At 63.7% G+C, this 20,338-nt stretch carries 16 protein-coding genes; 11 read left to right on the forward strand and 5 right to left on the reverse strand.

All coding sequences use genetic code 11. The annotated features are described in order from the left end of the window. Positions 1-71: 71 nt before the first annotated feature. The 3 genes from JFN91_RS11755 (at position 72) to JFN91_RS11765 (ending at position 3,680) form a co-directional block, all read left to right on the forward strand. Positions 72-2,396 carry a tetratricopeptide repeat protein gene (locus JFN91_RS11755; RefSeq protein WP_199389498.1) on the forward strand — a complete coding sequence of 775 codons (2,325 nt, stop codon included), beginning with the start codon at positions 72-74 and terminating at the stop codon, positions 2,394-2,396. A 1-nt stretch (position 2,397) separates the two neighbouring features. After that, a complete protein-coding gene (locus JFN91_RS11760; RefSeq protein ID WP_199389380.1) occupies positions 2,398-3,015 on the forward strand; it encodes a LysM peptidoglycan-binding domain-containing protein in 618 nt (205 codons plus the stop codon). 182 nt (positions 3,016-3,197) lie between these two features. Further along, a complete protein-coding gene (locus JFN91_RS11765) occupies positions 3,198-3,680 on the forward strand; it encodes a rubrerythrin (protein ID WP_199389381.1) in 483 nt (160 codons plus the stop codon). 27 nt (positions 3,681-3,707) lie between these two features. Here the strand turns inward: JFN91_RS11765 and JFN91_RS11770 are convergent, their stop codons facing one another. The 5 genes from JFN91_RS11770 to JFN91_RS11790 form a co-directional block, all read right to left on the reverse strand. Next, on the reverse strand, positions 3,708-5,252 hold the full coding sequence (locus JFN91_RS11770) for a LysM peptidoglycan-binding domain-containing protein (RefSeq protein ID WP_199389382.1): 1,545 nt from the start codon (positions 5,250-5,252) through the stop codon (positions 3,708-3,710). A 78-nt stretch (positions 5,253-5,330) separates the two neighbouring features. After that, positions 5,331-6,833, reverse strand: coding sequence for a hypothetical protein (locus tag JFN91_RS11775; protein ID WP_199389383.1), 1,503 nt, complete (start codon positions 6,831-6,833; stop codon positions 5,331-5,333). A 164-nt stretch (positions 6,834-6,997) separates the two neighbouring features. Then, a complete protein-coding gene (locus tag JFN91_RS11780; protein ID WP_199389384.1) occupies positions 6,998-7,765 on the reverse strand; it encodes an amidohydrolase family protein in 768 nt (255 codons plus the stop codon). A 21-nt stretch (positions 7,766-7,786) separates the two neighbouring features. Then, the gene (locus JFN91_RS11785; RefSeq protein WP_199389385.1) at positions 7,787-8,251 is read right to left on the reverse strand and encodes a DUF2721 domain-containing protein; all 465 of its coding nucleotides are present in this window, start codon (positions 8,249-8,251) and stop codon (positions 7,787-7,789) included. A gap of 25 nt (positions 8,252-8,276) precedes the next feature. After that, a complete protein-coding gene (locus JFN91_RS11790) occupies positions 8,277-8,765 on the reverse strand; it encodes a hypothetical protein (RefSeq protein ID WP_199389386.1) in 489 nt (162 codons plus the stop codon). Positions 8,766-9,512: 747 nt separating this feature from the next. Here JFN91_RS11790 and JFN91_RS11795 point away from each other — a divergent pair. The 8 genes from JFN91_RS11795 (at position 9,513) to lipB (ending at position 20,317) form a co-directional block, all read left to right on the forward strand. Next, complete coding sequence (locus JFN91_RS11795) at positions 9,513-12,320, forward strand: Rne/Rng family ribonuclease (protein ID WP_199389387.1); 2,808 nt, start codon at positions 9,513-9,515, stop codon at positions 12,318-12,320. A gap of 14 nt (positions 12,321-12,334) precedes the next feature. Continuing rightward, entirely contained in the window at positions 12,335-13,117 is a 783-nt protein-coding gene (locus tag JFN91_RS11800) for a hypothetical protein (RefSeq protein WP_199389388.1), read from the forward strand. Positions 13,118-13,139: 22 nt separating this feature from the next. Continuing rightward, positions 13,140-13,514, forward strand: coding sequence for a fluoride efflux transporter CrcB (crcB, locus tag JFN91_RS11805; protein WP_199389389.1), 375 nt, complete (start codon positions 13,140-13,142; stop codon positions 13,512-13,514). Positions 13,515-13,539: 25 nt separating this feature from the next. Beyond that, entirely contained in the window at positions 13,540-13,917 is a 378-nt protein-coding gene (locus JFN91_RS11810) for a DUF190 domain-containing protein (RefSeq protein WP_199389390.1), read from the forward strand. A 54-nt stretch (positions 13,918-13,971) separates the two neighbouring features. Next, positions 13,972-16,662, forward strand: a complete 2,691-nt coding sequence (locus tag JFN91_RS11815) for a 2-oxoglutarate dehydrogenase E1 component (protein ID WP_199389391.1) — start codon at positions 13,972-13,974, stop codon at positions 16,660-16,662. A gap of 173 nt (positions 16,663-16,835) precedes the next feature. Beyond that, the gene (gene odhB, locus JFN91_RS11820; protein ID WP_199389392.1) at positions 16,836-18,125 is read left to right on the forward strand and encodes a 2-oxoglutarate dehydrogenase complex dihydrolipoyllysine-residue succinyltransferase; all 1,290 of its coding nucleotides are present in this window, start codon (positions 16,836-16,838) and stop codon (positions 18,123-18,125) included. A gap of 166 nt (positions 18,126-18,291) precedes the next feature. Continuing rightward, positions 18,292-19,698, forward strand: a complete 1,407-nt coding sequence (gene lpdA / locus JFN91_RS11825; RefSeq protein ID WP_199389393.1) for a dihydrolipoyl dehydrogenase — start codon at positions 18,292-18,294, stop codon at positions 19,696-19,698. Between the two features lies 1 nt (position 19,699). Next, complete coding sequence (gene lipB / locus JFN91_RS11830; RefSeq protein WP_199389394.1) at positions 19,700-20,317, forward strand: lipoyl(octanoyl) transferase LipB; 618 nt, start codon at positions 19,700-19,702, stop codon at positions 20,315-20,317. Positions 20,318-20,338: the final 21 nt, after the last annotated feature.

Here is a 20,338-nt window from a genome sequence, read left to right on the forward strand (position 1 = left end):
AAACCAGCGCAAACACAGGTGTGAGAGGCTTTCCTACTGGGGCCATTCTGCGTTGACAATAGTTGTCTATGATGATACTTTCCGACACGTTCAACGCTTTATACCTTATGCCCGGAAAGGTTCAACACGTGCATCTTTATAAGATTTTCCGTGCCTCATTCTCGAAAATCCCAGCTGTCCTGCTGCTCATAGCGCTTCTTCTACCCGCGCCCGCCTTTTCTCTCGATTCTGACGACTCACAGATCTTCATCACCGGGTTCAATGCCTATCAGAAAAGAGACTACAAAACCGCGATCGACAACATGTCCGGGCTGCTCAAGAAGTACCCGGAAACGCCGCTCAAGGACATGGCGATCTTCTGGCTTGCCAGGGCCCACTACAAGGTCGGTAACAACGCTGAAGCCGGCAAGTACATGGCTCAGTTCCTCCACGACTATCCCGAAAGCCCGCTGAAGGCGACGGTTGAGGATGAACTGCTCCAACTTGCGGACAAATATCAGAAGGGGCAGCCGATTGCCGCCGCGCCGAAACCTGCTGCACAACCGGCGCAAGATAAAGCCGCTGCCGAAAAGGCTGCTGCAGAGAAGGCTGCTGCAGAGAAAGCAGTTGCAGCGAAGACCACCGCTGAGAGAGCCGCTGCGGAGAAAGCTGCCGCTGAGAAGGCTGTCGCTGAGAAGGCTGCTGAGAAGGCCGTTGCTGAGAAGGCCGCTGCCGAGAAGGCTATCCAGAAAGCCGAGGTAAAGAAGTCGGCCAAGGTTAAAAAGCCGGTTGCCGAGAAGGGAAAGTCGGCCGCTCTTCGTAAGAAGGCCATCGCCGCTTACAAGGATGTCATCGATCGCTACCCCGGCACCCCCGCCGCCTCCAACGCATCGGCAAAACTGCTGCAGATGGGAATCCCGTACCCTGCCATCAAAGGATCCAGCACGCCTGGCGCTGCGGGGGAAGTGACCCAGGTCTTCGAAATCGAGGTGGCCCAGTTTGCCGATGTCGACGTCGAGTTGGGCCCGGCCGCAGAGACGTTGGAGGCAGGCAAGTCCTTCGCGATCCCCATGGTCATCGTCAACAGGGGTAACGGCAGCGACAGCTTCACCCTCGAATCGGGTTTCCCGCCGGAGTACGGCTTCCACTTCGCGGCCGCATCCACTCCGGATGTCGCCATCAATAAAACACCCGCTCTTGCCGTCGGGGAGAAGTTCAGGCTGGTCGGAGTCGGCACCGTTCCACGCGCCAATATCGACGGCCAGAAGAACAGCTACCCGGTGAAGGTCACCTCCTCTTTCGCCAGGGAGGCGTCCCAGACCAGGGAGATCGCACTGGTCACTTCCGCGCCGCTACTGAGGGGTGTGGTGAAGACGGATAAGACCAGGCTGTTGCCGGGCGAAAAGGTCTCCTACCGTATCTCCCTGCTCAACATCGGCAGTGCACCGGCACGCGGGATCAACTTCCGTCTCAATTACCCGCCGCAGTACGAGCCGGTGGGACTGCCTGCAGGAGTGAAACAGGAGGCGGGCGCCCTGGCCATGGGCGGCATGCGACTCAAGTCCGGTGAGAGCCAGGACATCAACGTCACCTTCCGCCTCAAGGACGAGGCCCTCGCCGACCAGGAGCTTTTCGTCAGGGCGGACCTCCTCAACAGTGACCTGGACAAGAAAGAATCCTTCGTTTCCGCCACCACCGTCGTGCAAAGGGTAAGCGGAGTCACCGCGAGGACCGGCGCCGGCAAGCTGGCCGTCATCCCCGGGCAGACCGTATCGGTCCCGGTGATCGTCACCAACACCGGCAACGTCAGGGAAGTCTTCTCCATCAAGGCGACCGTCCCGGCCAATGCCACCTACAACTTCTACGAGGACCTGAACCGGGATGGCAAACGGCAGGCCAACGAACCGATCATCAACCACGTAGGACCGCTCTCACCGAAGGAAGAGGCGTACGTCATCTTCGAAATTGAGACGCCGGCCAGCGCGGCCGACGGCGGCGCGGCTTCCGCTTCGGTCCGCTTCGACTCCGAGAATGCACCCGACCGCTCCGCCGCCGTTCACCTGCAGCTGGCCTACTCCCGGCCGGTGCTGGAGTTGAGTCTGGCTGCCCGCGGCGGCAAGCTCAAACCGGGCGAGGTTTCCTCGCTGGAACTCAACTGCGTCAACCGCGGCTCCAACCTGGCCAAGCAGGTCACCCTGCAGAGCGTCCTCCCGGCGCAACTCGAACTGGTCGCGGCAGATCCCTCATTCAGCAGGTTTGACAACGGCGTGTACGTTTGGCGCTTCGACGAGTTGGGCGCTGGCGAAAAGAGGAACATCAAGGTAACCTATCGCGTGAAGCCGGGCATCGCCGTCGGCACCAGCGTGCAGATGAAGAATTCGCTCTCTTACCAGGATCTCCTCGGGAACAGGTACTAAGATGGCAACTCGCCGCATCGTCACCCTCGGCGTTCTCTTTCTGCTTGCCTGCGGCAGCGCCGGGCACGCTGAAGAGATGCTGCTCTACACGCCCAAGCAAGCGACGGGCGCGGAGGCGCCCGCCTCACCCAAAGAGGGTGTCCTGGTGCGCACGGTGACGGTGCAGCGCGGCGATACGCTGGCCAAACTCTCCCGCAAGCACATCGGCGTGTCCGATTACTTCCCCCAGATGCTGGTCTTCAACAAGATAAAGAATCCGGACCTGATTCACCCCGGCGACAAGTTGCTGGTCCCGGTCCCCCCGGGACAGGCGGTGAAGGCGGAGAAGGCTGAGAAGGCCCCGAAGCCGGCAAAGGCGGCAAAGGCTGGCAAGTCGACGTCGCAACCTGCCGTCCACCGTCCGGCGGTGCCAAAAAAAGCCGTCTCCGCTGAGCGGCCGCCTGTCAAGCCGGGCGAGCAGGACCTGTTCCAGAGGGGCCAGCGCGCCTATCTCGATCACGACTACCGCGAGGCCCTGGCCCGCTTCACCGACTTTTTACACAAATTCCCTCGTTCCAGGTTCGCCGCGGATGCCTCTCTGTACCGCGCCGACTGCTACCTGCACTTGTCCGGGGAGTAACAAAGCCCTTCCGCCCGCTTCCAGACCCACACCAGACACCGCGATCGCTGCGGGGGACCTGTTGCTGAAGCACCACGCTCGACCACAGACCCTGCCGCTAGAACTGCGACTGGAGGGCGGCGGGATCGATTCTTGTGTAATGATATGTATTTATTTGGTTTTTTAAATGGGAGACTTTTGAAATGCAAGAAACGATAGCGTTTCGGGTAGTGGCAGGTGCGGGTCAGGTTTTGGGAGTATGCGAGCGGGCGGAGTTTGCCTGCGCCGAGCTCTATCACTATTTTGCCAACCTGTTTAAGGACGAGCGCGAGATCTTTTACATCTGGTTGAAGAGCGCCCTGGAGCGGGAAAACCGCGCCAGGCTGCTGACCCTGGTCGGCAAGCTTGCGCTGGACGATGTGATAGAGGGGGTAACCCTGGAATTGGCGGAGGCGGAAGAGATCCTCGCCAAGGTGCGCGCTATGCTGGAGCTGGCAAAAGAAGAGCCCCCCGAGGTCCGGGAGGCTCTCCAGCTTGGTATCGATCTTGAGCGCACCCTCGATCGCATCACCATGGAAAAGGTGGTGCAGTTTACCGAGTCGTACCAGAAGTGGTTCCTGGCCATCATGAACCGTGACCAGATGGAACTTCTGCAGAACGCCTACAAGGAGCTCGGCCGGGACTAGACCGGCTGTCGTTACGTCACTACGCGGCTACCGGGTTTCCTGCCGGTAGCCGTTCAGTTTTGCCAGCTCCCGTACCAGCGGATCCACCTTGCGGTCCGTGATGAAGATCCTGCCTCCCTTGGCGTCGTTGAGCATCACGCCCGGCATGCGCACCCCGTACCCCTTCTCCCAAAGCGACCACAGTTCCTGCTCTCCGTAGCGCCCGGCGACATCCAGACGGTTCAGCAGCTTGTCGGACAGGCTCTGCAGGTCGTCGTGGTCCTGGACCGCGATCACCTGGTACCCCTTTCCTTCCAGGAGATTGGTGAGCGATTCGCCCATCGGGTCCCCCTGGAAACGCGCCAGCACGTAGCGTTTGCCGTTCTTCTCGAAGTAGCGGTACACCGGGATCTCCAGCCGCACGCCGTTGTTGTCGTCGGCGTAGAGGTCGATGCTCCTGTCGGCCTGGAACCGGATGCCGAGGGCTTCCAGCAGCGCGTCCGCGATGCCCCTGGGGTCCTTCTCCGGGATCTGGTACAGCACGCTGTCATCCGGCCTGCCGGTGATGATGGGGGCGGTCGAGGGGGTCTCCACCAGCTTGAAGCCGTGCGAGGCGAGCAGGCGGACCAGCGCCTGCGGTGTGGCCGGCCGCTTGCCGGGGACCTTGAGCAGGGTGATGTCCTGGCGCAGCAGGCTGTCCTGGTTCTTCTCGATCTTGAAGTCGGCCTGGACGATTACCTTGCAGTCGGTGCCGAAGTCGACCAGGAAGTCCTCCTCGAAGGAGTAGAAACGGGCGGCGTTCAAGAGGGCGCGGTAAAAGGCACGGGGATTGTCGGGGCGCTCGGACACCACGCTCAACTGCGGGTTTTTCTCCTGAAGCAGCGACTTGACCAGCGGTGGTAGGGTGGCCCCTGCGTCGACCAGGATGGTGCCGCCGTCCTGGGACGCCAGCACCGGGTAACGCTGCGGGTCGAGCGAGAGGGAGAAGGCGCTGGACAGGTAGTCGAGCTGCGCCTTGCTGGAGGGGGCATTCGGGACCAACTGCGGCCAGACCTGTGCCGCGTCCTGTACCGCCTGGGGATTGCCGGCGGCAGGCTGCACGCCAGTCGCCTGCGCCGCGGGCGCCCTGAAGTGCATCATGGTGGCGCCCTTCGCCTCGGACGGGGTAGCTTTGCCAGGTTTGGCGGCTGCGACCTTGGCGATGCGCCGCGGCTTGGCCTTGGCGACGTGTTCGGTCGCTTCCAGGGGGATGAGCAGCGTCGTCCCCACCCGCAGCCTGCGGATGTCGGTGAGGTGATTGGCTGCCTGGACCCTGCGGGCCACTGCATCGGCCCGGTCGCCGGTGATGCCGTACTCCCTGGCCAGCACCCGGTACAGGAAGTCGCCGCGCTTCACCTTGTAGCTGACGGTTCCGGATGCCTTGGGCGGCGCCGGTTTCGCCTTCGGGGCGGGCGCCGCCGGCATGGGGTATTTCTTGGCCAGCGCCGCGGGTTCAATTTCGAACTTCTTGTCGATGGCATAGGAGGTTAACGGGAAAGCGCTCAGCAGGATCAGGGCCAGGCCCAGTTGTTTCTTGTCCAGACAAACCAGCATGCAGACTCCCAAAAAAGTGGTTGACGCGGTGTGCGACGGCATGACGGCAGCAGCATTGATGACGTCGAGGTTGTGCCTTTACTTGTGCCCCAGATCGGGGAGCTGCAGCACGATCCCCACGATGTGCGGATCGGACGTGCGGTAGATAGCGATTTCGGCGCCATTTCTGGCCTTCCTGGTTTCGATGGTCAAGCCGTTTTGTGTCTTCGTCTCACCGTCAGGAGGCAGATCGGCCCCGGTTGCTTCCTTGAAGTACCCCCCCAACATGGGCTCGCTGAGATCGGTCTCCCCCTCCGACAGTACCTGGATCGCCCTGATTTTCCCCTGCTCGCGGTAGATCCTGAACTGTTTCCGGTCGCCCCGGTAGAGCTCCCACCCGGGATGCGCTGCGGCGTAGGCCACATCGGCGGGGACCTTGGGGACGAAGCCGGGGAGATTGCCTGCCGCCTGCACCGCGGCCGGTGCTGGGGCTGGGGCTGTCGGCGCCGTCGGCGCTGCCGGTGCAGACACCTTGGCTGTCGGGGCTAGGGAACGCAGTGCGGTCGGCGCCGGTTCCGGCCTGGAGCCCTGCCAGACCACGACACCCAGTGCAAGCACCAGCACGCCTAATACCGCAACGCCCGTGCGGCTTCTACTGTTCCTGCTCCCCCCGGGCCGGGATAGCGGCGCCGCATCATCACCTTCCAGGGACTCGCCACAAAGTTCGGGCGGCTTGCGGTAGATCTGTTCCGGGGTCGGGTACAGGGATTTCGGGACCCGCCGTGCGGGCGTTGCCTGCGGCGGCTCCTGAGCTGCCGCAGGGGCAGGTGCCGCCTGTGACGGCTCCTGGAACACCGGCGGGGCAGGCATCGCCGGGGGAATCTGGATTGCCTGCGCGACCTCGTTCGCCGGGGGGGGCGGGGGCGCCGACACATAAGGCGCGGGCTCCGCTTCCGGCGACCGGCGCGCCGGCGGTTCCGGCTCGGTTACGAAAAAGCCGATCTCCTCGGTGAACGCGTTTTGTCGTTCATTGTCCGCAGGCGGGACCGGCGCGGCTCCTTTTCCCGGCGTTGAATCCGTCTGGGCCTGGTCTGACCATAACGGGGCCAGGTGCGGTTCGAAAGCCGCGTCGTCAAAATCTGGGATCTCGAAATCGGCCTGGTCGTCCAGGGCGAAAAGGTCGGGAAGCTTGCCAAAGTCTGAAAGGTCGGAAAAGTCGGCCGCGGCCTTGGGCTGCGCACCAGGCAATACTTCGCCATTCAGCAACTGCATGACCTCGCCGCTCAGACGCGTGGTGGGCAGGGTGAGGCTGAAAGAGCAGGCAAAAACGGCAGGAGGAGAGGGCGCCGCCCCATCGGTGAGCAGGATCAACTGCAGGTCGGGGTCGGCGACCAGCGCCCTGGTCTGGGCCGCGATCTCCTCTCCGGGGATGCCGTCGAGGTCGCTCTGGATGAAGACGTAGCGAGGCTGCTCCTTGGGCAATCTGCTGATGGCACTGGGGAGGTCGGTCTCGAAGGTAAGGCTTTTAGGAGACTGAATGCGCAGGCTTTCGATAAGATCGAGTGCACGTTCATCACTGGCTATGAAGAAGATCTCAGCCATTCAATACCCATTACTTCTGAAGGAGGTGAGTAGATCATGCCTGGAAAACCTGATGTAGCCGTACAGCTTGAATCTGAAGTGTTGGACGCTGTTTGTTTTTAATATAAAAATAAGCAAACGTCAAAATTATTTTAGACTAATACGCTGAGTAAGTGCTCATGAGGCTAGCATTTTTGATTAGCAGTAGGGCGATAAAACTGTATGGCATTTGTGCAGAGAACTTTGCGGGCAAGATCTATGTCGAGCGTGTCGATTATGAGAGTGAGGTCCTGGTCGCGGTAGGGGCGCGGCGCACGGGTGGAAGGGAGGTCGGTGCCGAACATGAGGGCGTCGGGGTTGGCGCGGCAGATGTCGCGCACGGCGCCGGCCACGTCGAAATCGACCCTGCCGAAGCCGGTTGCTTTCACGTGGACCCCGCGCTCCACCAGCGCCAGCAGGTCGGGCAGCCCGCTTGCGGAGAGCCCGAGGTGGTCGATGCTGACCGCGGGGAGCTTGGCCAGGACGGGTGCCAGTTCCGGAAGTTCCCGGGCGTCGACGTAAAGCTCGACGTGCCAGCCGGCAAGTTCGTGGACCCGGCGTGCCATCAGGTCCAGGTGCTCCACCTTTTCGGACCCGCCGCGCTTGATGTTGAAGCGCACCGCGCGTACCCCCAGCCCGTTCAGTCGCAGCACCTCTTCGTCGCTCACGTCCGCCGGCAGTTGGGTCACTCCCACGAAGCGCGGTCCCAGCGCGGCCAGCGCGTCCTCCAGGTAGGACTGATCCAGGGCCTGGAACGAGCCGGAGACGATGGCGCCACCGGCGAGGTTCATCGTCTCCGTGCGGCGCAGGTAATCATGGCAGGTGAAGTCGTCGGGGAGAAAACCCTGGTTTTCCACCAGGGGAAAGCGGCGGTCGATGATGTGGAAGTGGCTGTCGAAGACGGGAAGGTCCATCTGCTGCCTCCTCCGGCGCTCTCAGTGGCGCCGGCTTGCATCCTGGTTGGGACCGATCTGGAGACTCGCCTTGGCGATGAAGATCTCGCGCAGGAAGCAGACCAGCCCGGACACCATGAGGATCATACCAACGATGAAAAAAAGTGCGACCGGAAGCGAGATGTCGTAGCGCAGGTAGTCACCTATGAAGAGCATGGCGATGACGGTGCAGACCAGGACCGCGGTGGCGGTGCACAAAAAGATGGCGTGGCCGATCAGGTCGGCGCGGCGCTTGAGCACGGCGAGGGCGGCATGCAACCGCGGGAGTGCGTCGGGCTCGGCGTGCTCCAGCTTGGACTCGTGGAATCGGGCGCGGTCGATGACGCGCGCCAGCCGGTTGGTCATCACGCTCAGCATGGTGCCGATGGCGGTGAGCAGGAAGACCGGGGCGACCGAGAGCTGGATGACGTGGGCCATGGTGCCGATGGTTTGAGAATCGCGCAGCATCAATGTATCTCCTTGTGGATCCTCTTCAGGTCTCGAAGCGCTGTTCCAGTTCCGTTCTGAACTGGTCCATGTCGATCCCCTTCAACCTGATCAGGTCCTTCATCACGGGATCGAGCATGGCATTGGCGGTGTTGAGCGCCGCCCTCTTGGTGCGGATTTCCCGCAGCGCCCGGTCACGCCCCTCGCTGGTCAGCAATAGGTCGGAGCGCTCGTTGTAGAAGCGGTGGATCAGGAAGTTCCTTGCCCTGAGCGCCTTTCTGAGCGCGTGCACCGACTCGTCGGTGAAGCCCACCTTCTGTTTGATCTCCTCCATGAGGCGCCCCATGGTCTGGGCCCCCAGCGACTCCATCGAGCCCCGGAACTCCTCCTCGGTCAGGTCGCCGTCGCTCAGGTCGATCAGCAGCGTAACGATGAAGGAGATGTACAGTTCGATTCTCTGGCAGTCCTGGACCGCGGCCCCCATTTCCAGGTAGATGGGGTTCAGTGCTGTGAGGTCGATTCTGGTTTCCTGCATGGCGGCACCTTCTGGCGTGCTCCGGCCGGGAGCGGTCGGGTGATGAATCCAATAACACAATTCTTGAGCGCCATAAACAGGTATTTGCGGGGTGCCATGCGGGATGCCATGCGGGGGGGCTTGTGAGTGAGCGAGTGGCAGCCTCCATGTCCCCTCTCCCTTTGGGAGAGGGTGCCCGAAGGGCGGGTGAGGGTGAACTTGCGGCCTCACCCACCCCCCGTCCCCCTCCGTCAAGGGAAGGTGGACGGCCACTGCACCCGCCAAACCGGGCAACCCCGTGGGCGTCCAAGCGCCGCCCGTGCCCCACGTCCTCCCCTTTGCGAAGGGTAGACAGAGGGGATTTGATCCCTGGCGCAGCTAGTATAGGCCGGCCGAATTTCCGCGGCTGGTGCCGCGCACCAGCGACGGCGCCCGGGTAACTGCTTGAACCTCCACGATATTTCATGTGTCTTGCCGCTGCCGCATCCTCATGTGCACCCTTTCGTTCCCCCTTTCAGGGACGACGGGGGAGACCTGCGCTGCACAATGCCGCGTGGTCACTATGCTTTTTTATGTGCGAGAGAAAAAAACTCTGCTATAATCACTCGGTTTTCATTAACCTTGCCAGCCCCGGATGCTTATCCGGGGATGCATATAAAAGAAGACACGACCGGCCGCTGCCGGCGTGAAAACAAACTGGGCGCGGAAGGTGCCTCGGTCCCTAGATGACCGGCCCCGCAGCCTCAAAGGAAAGGGAACAGCGAATATATGTCAAAGAAGATGCTGATCAATGCGCTTCACGCTGAAGAAGCGCGGGTGGCGATCGTCGAAGATGGCCGCCTGGTGGACCTGGATGTCGAAATCGCCGGCAATGAACAAACGCGCGGCAATATCTACAAGGGGGTGGTGGTCCGCGTTGAGCCGGGCCTGCAGGCCGCCTTCGTGGATATCGGGCTCAAGAAGCTCGGTTTCCTGCAGATGGGGGAGCTGCACCCGGAGAACTGGAAGTGGCGTGAGGACATTCCCGAGGAGCAGCGCCACCGCCGTCCGCGCATCCAGGAGGTGCTGAGAAGGGGGCAGGAGCTGATCGTCCAGGTGGAGAAGGGGGAGCGCGACAACAAGGGCTCGGCCCTCACCACCTACATCTCCCTGCCGGGTCGCTACATGGTGCTGATGCCGGGGAGCGACTCTGCCGGCATCTCCCGCAAGGTGGAAGCGGAAGGGGAGCGCAAAAAACTCAAGGAAATCATCGCCGAGATGACCATCCCGGAAGGGTACGGCTACATCATCCGCACCGAGGCGATGGGACGCACCCGCGAGGAGCTGCAGAAGGACCTGGACAGCCTGGTCGCCCTGTACGAGGGGATCAGGGAGCAAGGGACGGTAATGAAGGGCGCCGGCATGGTCTACCAGGAGTCCGCGCTCATCATCCGCACCATACGCGACTACTTCTCCGCCGACATCGACGAGGTTCTGGTCGACAGCAAGGACGTCTTCAAGGACGTGCGCGACGCGCTCAAGGAGATCGACCCGGCCTTCGAGAAGCTGGTCAAGATGCACCAGGAGAAGCGTCCCATCTTCTCCCGCTACCAGTTGGAAGAGCAGATCGACCTGATCTACGAGAAGAAGGTGCCGCTGAAATCCGGCGGGTCCATCTTCATCGAACCCACCGAGGCACTCGTTTCCATCGACGTCAACTCGGGCAAGTCCACCGGCGAGAAAGGGGTCGAGGACACCGCCTTCAAGACCAACCTCGAGGCAGCCGAGGAGGCGGCGCGCCAGTTGCGCCTGCGCGACCTGGGCGGGCTCATCGTCATCGACTTCATCGACATGCGTGACAGAAAGCACAACGCCGAGGTGGAGAAGACCCTCAAGAGCGCGCTCAAGGCGGACAAGGCGCGGGTGAACGTGGCGCGCATCTCGGAGTTCGGGCTCCTGGAGATGTCCCGCCAGCGCATCCGCCAGACCCTGAACCAGGCCAGCACGCTGGAATGTCCCCACTGCGACGGCCGTGGCAAGGTGAAGTCGGTCGAGGCCATGGCCCTTTCCTTCCTGAGGAAGGTGCACGCCGCTGCCGCCAAGGGGACCGTCGGCGAGGTGATCGGCAGCCTGCCGCTCGAGGTCGCCTACTATCTCTTGAACCGCAAGCGCCACGAGCTTTCCCAGATCGAGAACGACTACGACATCGAGGTCACGGTGAAGGGGAAACCCTCCTACCTGTTGAACCAGATGGAGCTGGAACTGGTCAAGCGTGAGAAGCTGCCGCAGGAGGAACTGCCCCAGGAAAAACCGCAGGGGAAGGCGCCGGCCAAGGAAGAGCAGGGCGCCGAGTCCGCCGACGGGCGCAAGAAAAAGAAGAAAGGGAAGAAGGCCCAGGAGCCGGAGGCCGCGGTGCATGCCGCCGAAGCTGCTCCGGTCGCTGCACTCGCTTCGGTCGTCGAAGAGACTGCCGGCGCAGTGGACGCGGCGACGCCGGAGGCTGAGCCGGAGGAGCACAAGAAAAAGCGCAGGCGCAAGCGCAAGCGCGGCAAGGGCGGGGCTGCCGAGGCGGGGGGCGAGCACGCCGCTCCGGAGGCGACGGCCGAAGTCGCAGGCGCAGCCCCGGCCGAGGTTTCCGAGCCGAGTGCCGTAACGGAGCAGCCCGCGGCGCAGGGCGCCGAGCAGGCGCATCCTGAAGGCGGCGAAGAAGTGAAGAAGAAGCGCCGCCGCAAGAGACGGCGCGGCAAAGGGGGGCACGACGCCCACGCGGCAGAGCTGGCGCAGGGCGAGGTTCCGCAGGCGGTAACCGCCGCGCCGGTGGAGGCCGCACCGGTTGCCGAGGCCTCTGCCCCGGCAGCAGATGGGGCCGAGAAGAAGCCTGCCCGCAAGAGACGTGGGCGCGGCAAGGGAGCCGCAGCCGAGGGCGCGCCCGAGGCGGTGGTTGCCGGCGTAGCGGCTAACAGCGCCCAGGCCGAGGCGCCTGCCGTGCAGCAGTCCCTGCCGGGTGAGGCCGCGCCTGCTGAGGCAGGAAAGCCCGAGAAGAAAGCCCGTGCTCCGCGTAAGGCAAAGGAGGCCGCTGCAGCAGCCGAAGCACCGGCGGCCCCGGCGGCACCCGCCGCACCGGTTGTCGAGCCTGCCGCGGCCGAGAAGAAGCCGGCCCCGGCGAAAAAGAGAAAGAGCGCCAAGCCTGCGGCAGCAGAGGCGCCGGCAGCGGCTCCCGTCGTAGCAGTCGCGGCCGCGCCGACTGCGGACCCTAAGGCCGCCAAACCTGCCAGGAAACCAAAGGGAGCCAAGGCAGCGCAAGAGACGGAGCCCAAGGGAGCCAAGGCCGAACCGGCCCAGGCGTCCGCAGAGCCTAAAAAAGCCAAGGCCGCCAAGGAGCCGAAGCAGCCTAAAGCTGCCAAGGCACCCAGGGCGCCCAAGGAATCCGGCGCGGGCGCCCCTGCTGCCGAGGCAAAGCCTGCCGAGGCGGCCCCGGCCAAGGACAAGGCTCCCGCCAAGCGCGCCAGGAAAGCGGCTGAGCCAGCCTCCGTGGCCGAGGAGAAGCCCAAGAAGCCGCGGGCTCCGCGCAAGAAGAAAGAAGAGACGCCTGCCTAGATCATGAGGATGCAATGAGGACACTCCTGTTCGCCGTCATCGTCCTTTGCTGTGCCCTCCCTGCCGCGGCGGGAACGCTGGAAGAGCTGACACCGTATTTTTCTACGCAGTACTTCACCTGGCAGGAGCGCATCAACGGCAGGAGACTCTTGAAAGAGGAAGGGCCCTTGTTCTCGGCAGGGGTCCGGGTGGGTGCTGTCACCGATACCGCTTTCACCCTGAGAGCCAAGGGGGAACTGTTCGGGTCCGAAGTCCGCTACCGCGGCGAGACGCAGGCACCCGATCCGGCCCCGATACATACCAGGGTCACCTACCTCGGCACCAACGGTGAAGCGGACTTCGGCTACCGGTTGCGCTCCGTGGCCGGCGACCTGGAGCCCTTCGGCGGCATCGGCTACCGCTACTGGCTGAGGGACCTGCAGGACTCCAGCACCGCCGATGGCACCCGGGTCTACGGCTATACCGAGCAATGGACCATGGGGTACGCCCGGGTGGGAGCCCGCACCGCAACCACTGCGGCCGGGATGAAGCTGACCGCCTGCGGCGGCGCGAAATATCCCTTCTACGTGGGCAACACCGTCGACTTCGCCGGCAGCGGCGAAACCACCTTCCGCCCCAAGGGGAGGTGGAGCGGGTTTGCCGAGGCCGGCGCCCGCTATCGCTCCTTGAGCATGAACCTCTTTTACGAGGGGTTCCGTTTCCACCAGTCCGATCTCAAGATGGTGCAGGGGACCGCGTACTTCCAGCCCGACTCCTCCTCCGATATCTTCGGGGTCAAGGTGGGGTGGACCTTCTAACTTCCGACACTACGGTTTCTTCATGGAGCAGGCACTCTACATAGCCCTTCTGGGCGCGCTCGGCTGCTTGTCGCGCTATTTTCTCTCCGGTTTCGTGTACCGGGTCTGCGGCAACGCCTTTCCCTACGGCACCCTGGCGGTCAATGTAATCGGCGCTTTCCTGATCGGGCTCATCATGGAGTTCTCCATCAGGAGCGCCCTCGTCCCCCCCACGCTGCGCTTCGCCCTCACCGTGGGCTTCCTCGGCGGGCTTACCACCTTCTCCACCTTCAGCCTGGAAACCTTCCGCCTTATCGAGGAGGGAGCGTTGCTGCTTGCCTTTGCCAACATCATGCTGAGCGTGCTTTCCTGCCTTGTCTGCACCTGGCTCGGCATCATGGTGGCGCGCTGGCTTTAAAACTTTTTCTCCCAAGGAGCGACATATGAAGGACAGGGACATGAGCCAGGAGAGTGACCGGAAAGGGATGCTGGGCGAGCAGGTGCTGCTCAGGATCTTCATTGGAGAGCGGGACAAGTACAAGCACATACCGCTCTACGAGGCGCTGGTGGAACTGTTCCGCACCGAGGGCTTCGCCGGCGCCACCGTCCTGCGCGGCGTGGCCGGTTTCGGGGCGCACAGCATGTACCACACCGACCGGCTGCTGCGGCTCTCCACCGACCTCCCCATGGTCATCGAGGTGGTCGACGAGCGGGTGCGCGTGGAGGCGGTCCTCCCCACCGTCGAGACCATGATGGACGGCGGCATGATCACCCTGGAGAAGGTACAGGTCTGGCGCTACGCCAAGAAACGCTCGGCTTGAAACGACGAACCCATCTGCTACACTCTCACCTTGTTCATGAAAAGGAGCGGATAGATGGGCATATTAGAAAATCTGACCCCCCAGTGGATCGAGAGCCAGTACGAGCTGTGGAAAGAGGACCCGCAGCAGCTTTCCGAAGAATGGCGCGCTTTCTTCACCGGCTTTGAACTGGCGGAGGCGCGTCCCGCCGGCGCCGCGGTAGCCGCCGAGGGCGATGAGGCGCTGAAGCAGTCCGGAGTCCAGTCTCTCATTTACCGTTACCGGGACATCGGTCACCTCCTCGCCTGTACCGATCCTCTTTCCCCCTGCAAGATCGAGCATCCTCTGCTCTCCCTTTCCGCCTTCGGGTTGGAACCCGCCGACTTCGACAAGACCTTCGTCACCAGGCGTTTCATGAGACGAAGCGCCACCCTGAAGGAGATCCTGCAGGTGATGCGCAGCACCTACTGCGGCTCGGTCGGTGTCGAATTCATGTACCTCCAGGACCCGGACGAGCGTCAATGGCTCATCGACCGCATGGAGCCCGGCGGCAACCGCGGCTTCTTCACCCCCGACCAGCGGCTCTTACTGCTTAAGAAACTGAAGGAAGCGGCCCTTTTCGAGCGGGAGTTGCACAAGAGATTCCCGGGGCAGACCAGGTTCTCCCTCGAAGGGGGCGACATCCTGATACCGATGCTGGATGCCGCCGTGACCAAAGCCGCCTCGCTCGGCGTCACCGACGTCGTCTTCGGCATGCCGCATCGCGGCCGCCTCAACGTCCTGTGCAACATCTTCGGGATGCCCTACGAGAACATGTTCGCGGAGTTCGCCGACAACGCCGAGTACGGCGTGGTGGGGGAGGGGGACGTCAAGTACCACAAGGGCTTCTCGGTGGACCTCCCCGTTGAAGGGGGCGGGACCGTGCATCTCACCCTCACCTCCAACCCGAGCCACCTCGAGGCCATCGACCCGGTGGTGCAAGGGAAATGCCGCGCCCGCCAGGACCGCATCGGCGAGGAAGGGGAAGGGCGGGTGCTGCCGCTGCTCATCCACGGCGATGCCGCCTTCTCAGGCCAGGGAGTGGTTGCCGAGACGTTGAACCTCTCGCAGTTGGCCGGTTACCGGACCGGCGGGACGCTCCACATCGTGCTCAACAACCAGATCGGTTTCACCACCAGCGCCGCCGATGCCCGTTCCAGCCACTACGCCACCGACGTCGCCAAAATGGTCCAGGCGCCGGTGTTCCACGTCTACGGCGACGATGCCGAGGCCGTGGTGCACGTCACCGAGCTCGCCGTCGCCTATCGTGACCGTTACCGCAAGGACGTGGTGGTCGAGGTAATCTGCTACCGCAGGCACGGGCACAACGAAGGGGACGAGCCCTACTTCACCCAGCCGCTCATGTACCAGCAGATCAAGCTCCGCCCGCAACTGCACTCGCTCTACGAGATGGAACTCCTGGGCGATGGGTTCCCCGAGGAGGAGCTGAAGGCGATCGAGAACGAGGTGGTGCAGCGCCTGACACAGGCGGGCGAGCGGCAGGCCGCACCGGTCGAGTCGGCGTTCCTGGCCCGCTGGAGCGGGATGAAGCCGGGAGTGGCCAAGGTTGCCGTCCCCACCGCCGTGGCCGCCGCGACTCTCCTGGAGCTCTCCGAACAGCTCTCCCGCATCCCCGATGATTTCCAGCCGCATCCCAAAGTGGCCGCCGTGCTGCAGAAGCGCCGTGATGCCGTGATCAAGGGCGGCCCGCTCGACTGGGGCAACGTCGAGACTCTCGCCTACGCCTCGCTTCTATCCACCGGCGTCTCGGTCCGGCTTTCCGGCCAGGACGTGCGCCGCGGCACCTTCAGCCACCGTCACTCCACGCTCTTCGACCAGCAGACCGGCGAGGCCTACCTGCCGTTTTGCAGCGTACTGGACAAGGGGGCGCGCTTCTGCGCCTTCGACAGCATGCTGGCCGAGTTCTCGGTGCTTGGTTTCGAGTACGGCTACTCGCTGGAGGCCCCCGATGCGCTCACCATCTGGGAGGCCCAGTACGGCGACTTCGTCAATGGCGCGCAGGTCATCATCGACCAGTTCCTGGTGAGCGGCGAGGCCAAGTGGGAGCGCTCCAGCGGCCTGGTCCTCATGCTGCCGCACGGTTACGAAGGGCAGGGGGCTGAACACTCCAGCGCCCGCATCGAGCGCTTCTTGGAACTCGCCGCGGCCGGGAACATCCAGGTGGTCTACCCCACCACCCCCGCCCAGCTCTTCCACGTGCTGCGCCGGCAGATGCTGCAACCCTTCCGCAAGCCGCTGGTCCTCTTCACTCCCAAGAGCCTGCTGCGCCATCCCGACTGCGTCTCCCGTCTGGAGGAACTCAGTGCCGGCACCTTCCGCGAGGTGATCGCGGAGCCTGCCGTGGGCGAGTCGGTGCGCCAGGTGCTGCTCTGCAGCGGCAAGATCTACTACGACCTGTTGGGGCGGATCAGGAAGGACCAGTTGCAGGGGCATGCCCTGCTTAGGATCGAGCAGCTCTATCCGCTTCCCGTCGAGCAGTTGCGGGACGAGTTGCAGCGCTATCCCTCCGGTGCCCGTTTCACCTGGGTCCAGGAGGAACCGCGCAACATGGGGGCGTGGCGTTTCATTCACGAGTCCCTCATCGAGCTTTTGGGGGCGGTGCCGAGGTACGTCGGCCGTCCCGATGCCGCAGCGCCCGCCTCCGGCTCGCACCGCCTGGACCGCGTCGAGCAGGAGCGCATCGTGGATGAAGCTTTAACAATCTGAAACACGTTCAAGGTTCAACGTTCAACGTCACCCGGCATAGTCACGGGGCGAGCCTCCCCGTTACGGCGCCTCCTGCTGTTGGAACACGTCGGGAGAATGCGGAACGAAGAGGAAAGGCAAGTCGAACGTTGAACGTTGAACGTTGAACGGCTTTTAAGAGAAGGGAGAAGCGCATGGAAATCAAGGTACCCGCGGTTGGCGAGTCGGTGTACGAGGCGGTGATCGCCAGGTGGCTCAAGAAAAGTGGGGACGTCGTCTCCAGGGACGAGGCCCTCTGCGAGATCGAGACCGACAAGATCACCCTCGAAGTCACCTCGGAGGCGGACGGCGTACTGAACATCACCGCGGCGGAAGGCGAGACGGTGAAGATCGGTGCCGTCATCGGCACCATCGACGCCCGCGGCCAGGGGGCTGAGCCCGCGCAGGGAGGGGGCGACAGCGCCGCTGCCGCCAAACCTGCCGCGAAGCCTGCCGCCAAGGCCGAGGCGAAACCGGGGACGGCCGCTCCCATGTCTCCCTCGGGAAGAAAGCTGGCGCGCGAGCTGGGGGTCGAGCCGGGCGCCGTCCAGGGGAGCGGACGCGGCGGACGCATCACCAACGAGGATGTGCTCAAGGCTCAAGGCGCAAAGGCAGAGGTCGCCGAGCCTCCCAAAGCTCCGGCGGTGCCGATTGCCCCGGCCGCACCCGCCGCGGCTCCGAAACCCGCCGAGCAGGCCAAGCCGGCCCAGCCGCCCAAGGCCGCCGTGCCGCCGGCAGATGAGTCCGGGCGCGTACTGCGCAAGCCGATGTCGCAGATCAGGAAGCGCATTGCCGAGCGCCTGGTCTCGGTGCGCCAGCACACCGCCATGCTCACCACCTTCAACGAGGTGGATATGAGCGAGGTGATCAAGCTCAGGAAAAAGCACGGCGAGCACTTCCAGAAGCGCCACAACGTGAAGCTCGGTTTCATGTCCCTCTTTGTGCGCGCCTGCTGCGCCGCCTTGCAGGAGTTCCCGGACGTCAACGCCAGCATCGACGGCGACGACATCGTCTACCACAACTACTGCGACGTCGGTATCGCGGTGGGGAGCGAGCGCGGGCTGGTGGTGCCGGTATTGCGCAACGCCGAGAAGCTGAGCCTGGCGCAGATCGAGCAGGCCATCGCCGGCTTTGCGGAAAAGGTGCGCAGCAACCGTATCGCCCTTGCCGACCTCGAAGGAGGAACCTTCACCATCTCCAACGGCGGCATCTACGGCTCCATGCTTTCCACCCCCATTCTCAACCCGCCCCAGTCCGGCGTGCTCGGCATGCACAACATCCAGGAGCGCGCGGTGGTGGTGGATGGCCAGGTGGTGGTTCGGCCCATGATGTACGTCGCCCTTTCTTACGATCACCGCATCGTCGACGGCCAGGGCGCCGTCGGCTTCCTGAAGCGGGTCAAGGAGTACATCGAGGACCCGGAGGAAATGCTGCTGGAGTGCTGAGCCGGCATTAGCCGCGGCCCCTCCCCAACCCTCCCCCTCCGGGGGCGGGAGCCGTTCTTTGCTCTGCGAGAACGGCGGGTCCATTCTCTCCTCCCCCCGGAGGGGGGTGGCCGGGAGGGGGGCTCCCATGCAAACCCACGCCGCACGCAACACTTGGAGGGAAAAGATGTCTGAAGAAACTTTCGATCTCATCGTCATCGGCGCCGGCCCCGGCGGTTACGTCGCCGCCATCAGGGGGGCGCAGCTCGGTATGAAGGTGGCCGTGGTGGAAAAGCGCGGCTCCATGGGTGGCGTCTGCCTGAACGAAGGGTGCATCCCCAGCAAGGCCCTTCTCGACTCCAGCGAACTCTATCACCTGGCCAAGGACCGCTTCGCCGTCCACGGCATAGAGGTGCAGCCGCCGGCCTTGAACCTCGGCCAGATGATGGCCCGCAAGGAAGACGTGGTCAAAAAACTCACCGACGGCATCGCCTTCCTGTTCAAGAAAAACAAGATCGTCAGCTTCCTCGGCACCGCCGCCATGCTCTCCCCCGAAAACGGCACCCACCGGGTGGAAGTGAAAGGCGAGGAGACCAGGGTGGTCAGCGCCAGGAAGGTCATCCTTGCCACCGGCAGCGAAGCGGTGCAGGTCCCGACCATGCCCTTCGACGGCGACTCCGTGGTCAGCGCCCGCGAGGCGCTCTCTTTCCCGGCGGTGCCTGAGCACCTCCTGGTGGTTGGTGGCGGCTACATCGGCCTGGAACTCGGCTCGGTCTGGCTGCGCCTGGGCGCCAAGGTGACCGTGGTGGAACTTCTCCCCAGGCTGGTCGCCGGCAGCGACGGTCAGGTGGCCGAGGCCCTCTTGCGTTCACTGAAGAAGCAGGGGATGACCTTCATGCTGGGCGCCAAGGTGGCCGGCGTGGAAAAGAAGGAGGGCAAGCTCGTGGCGCGCGTCGAGGCCGAGGGGGGCACCCAGGAGATCGCCTGCGACAAGGTGCTCGTGGCGGTGGGGCGCAGGCCGCTGACGGCCGGCTTGAACCTCGAAGGGCTGGGCATCGCCATGGACGGCAGCCGCATCCGCGTCGATGCAGACTACGCCACCAACGTCGCCGGGATCTACGCCATCGGTGACCTGATCGCCGGTCCCATGCTGGCGCACAAGGCGATGGAGGAGGGGGCGGTCTGCGTGGAACGGATGCACGGCGAGCCGAGCCAGGTCGATTACGGCTGCATCCCCGGCGTCTGCTACACCTGGCCCGAGGCGGCCTCGGTGGGCAAGACCGAGGAGGCCCTCAAGGAAGAGGGGATCGCCTACAAGACCGGCAAGTTCAGCTTCATCGCCAACGGCCGCGCCAAGTGCATGGACGAGACCGAAGGGTTTGTCAAGCTGCTCACCGAGGCGGAAGGTGGGCGGCTGCTCGGCGTGCACATCCTGGGGCCGCGCGCCTCGGACATGATCGCCGAGGCGGTCACCGTGATGGCTTTCGGCGGCAGCGGTGAAGACATCGCCCTTACCGTGCACGGCCATCCCACCCTCTCCGAGGTGATGAAGGAGGCGGCGCTCGACCTGGACAAGCGCGCCATCCACGGCTGACATGGTCGTTCGCGATGTCGGCTTGATCGAGTACCGGGAGGCGCTCGCGCTGCAGGAGAGCCTGGTCCACGAGGTACAACAAGGAGGGGCGGAGACGCTGCTCCTCCTCGAACATCATCCCGTCTATACCATCGGCGCCGGAGGCAATTCCGGCAACGTGCTCGACCCGGGGATAGAGGCGCACCGCGTCAACCGCGGCGGCGACGTCACCTACCACGGGCCCGGGCAACTGGTGGGCTATCCCATACTCGACCTGGGGCGGCGCGGGCGCGACCTGCACCGCTACCTTCGTTTTTTGGAACTGTTCCTGGTGGAGCTGTGCGGCAGCTTGGACGTGGCAGGCTTCACCGTTCCGGGCAAGACCGGCGTCTGGACCGCAGCGGGGAAGATCGCCGCCATCGGCGTCGGCGTCAGGCACTGGGTCTCCATGCACGGCTTCTCGCTCAACGTAGCTGCAGACGTGTCAGCTTTTGGTAATATCAACCCCTGCGGCATGCCCGAGTGCCGCATCACCTCACTCACCCTCGAGCGTCGGCAGGAGATCACCGTAAAGGAACTGAAAGCCTTGGCCGGAGAACGATTCGCAGCGCTGCTCGAATCGCACCTGCCACGCAGTTAACCGTTGCAGTTGCTCGCAAGG

The sequence above is a fragment of the Geomonas anaerohicana genome, assembly GCF_016458305.1.
GTDB classification, from domain to species: domain Bacteria; phylum Desulfobacterota; class Desulfuromonadia; order Geobacterales; family Geobacteraceae; genus Geomonas; species Geomonas anaerohicana.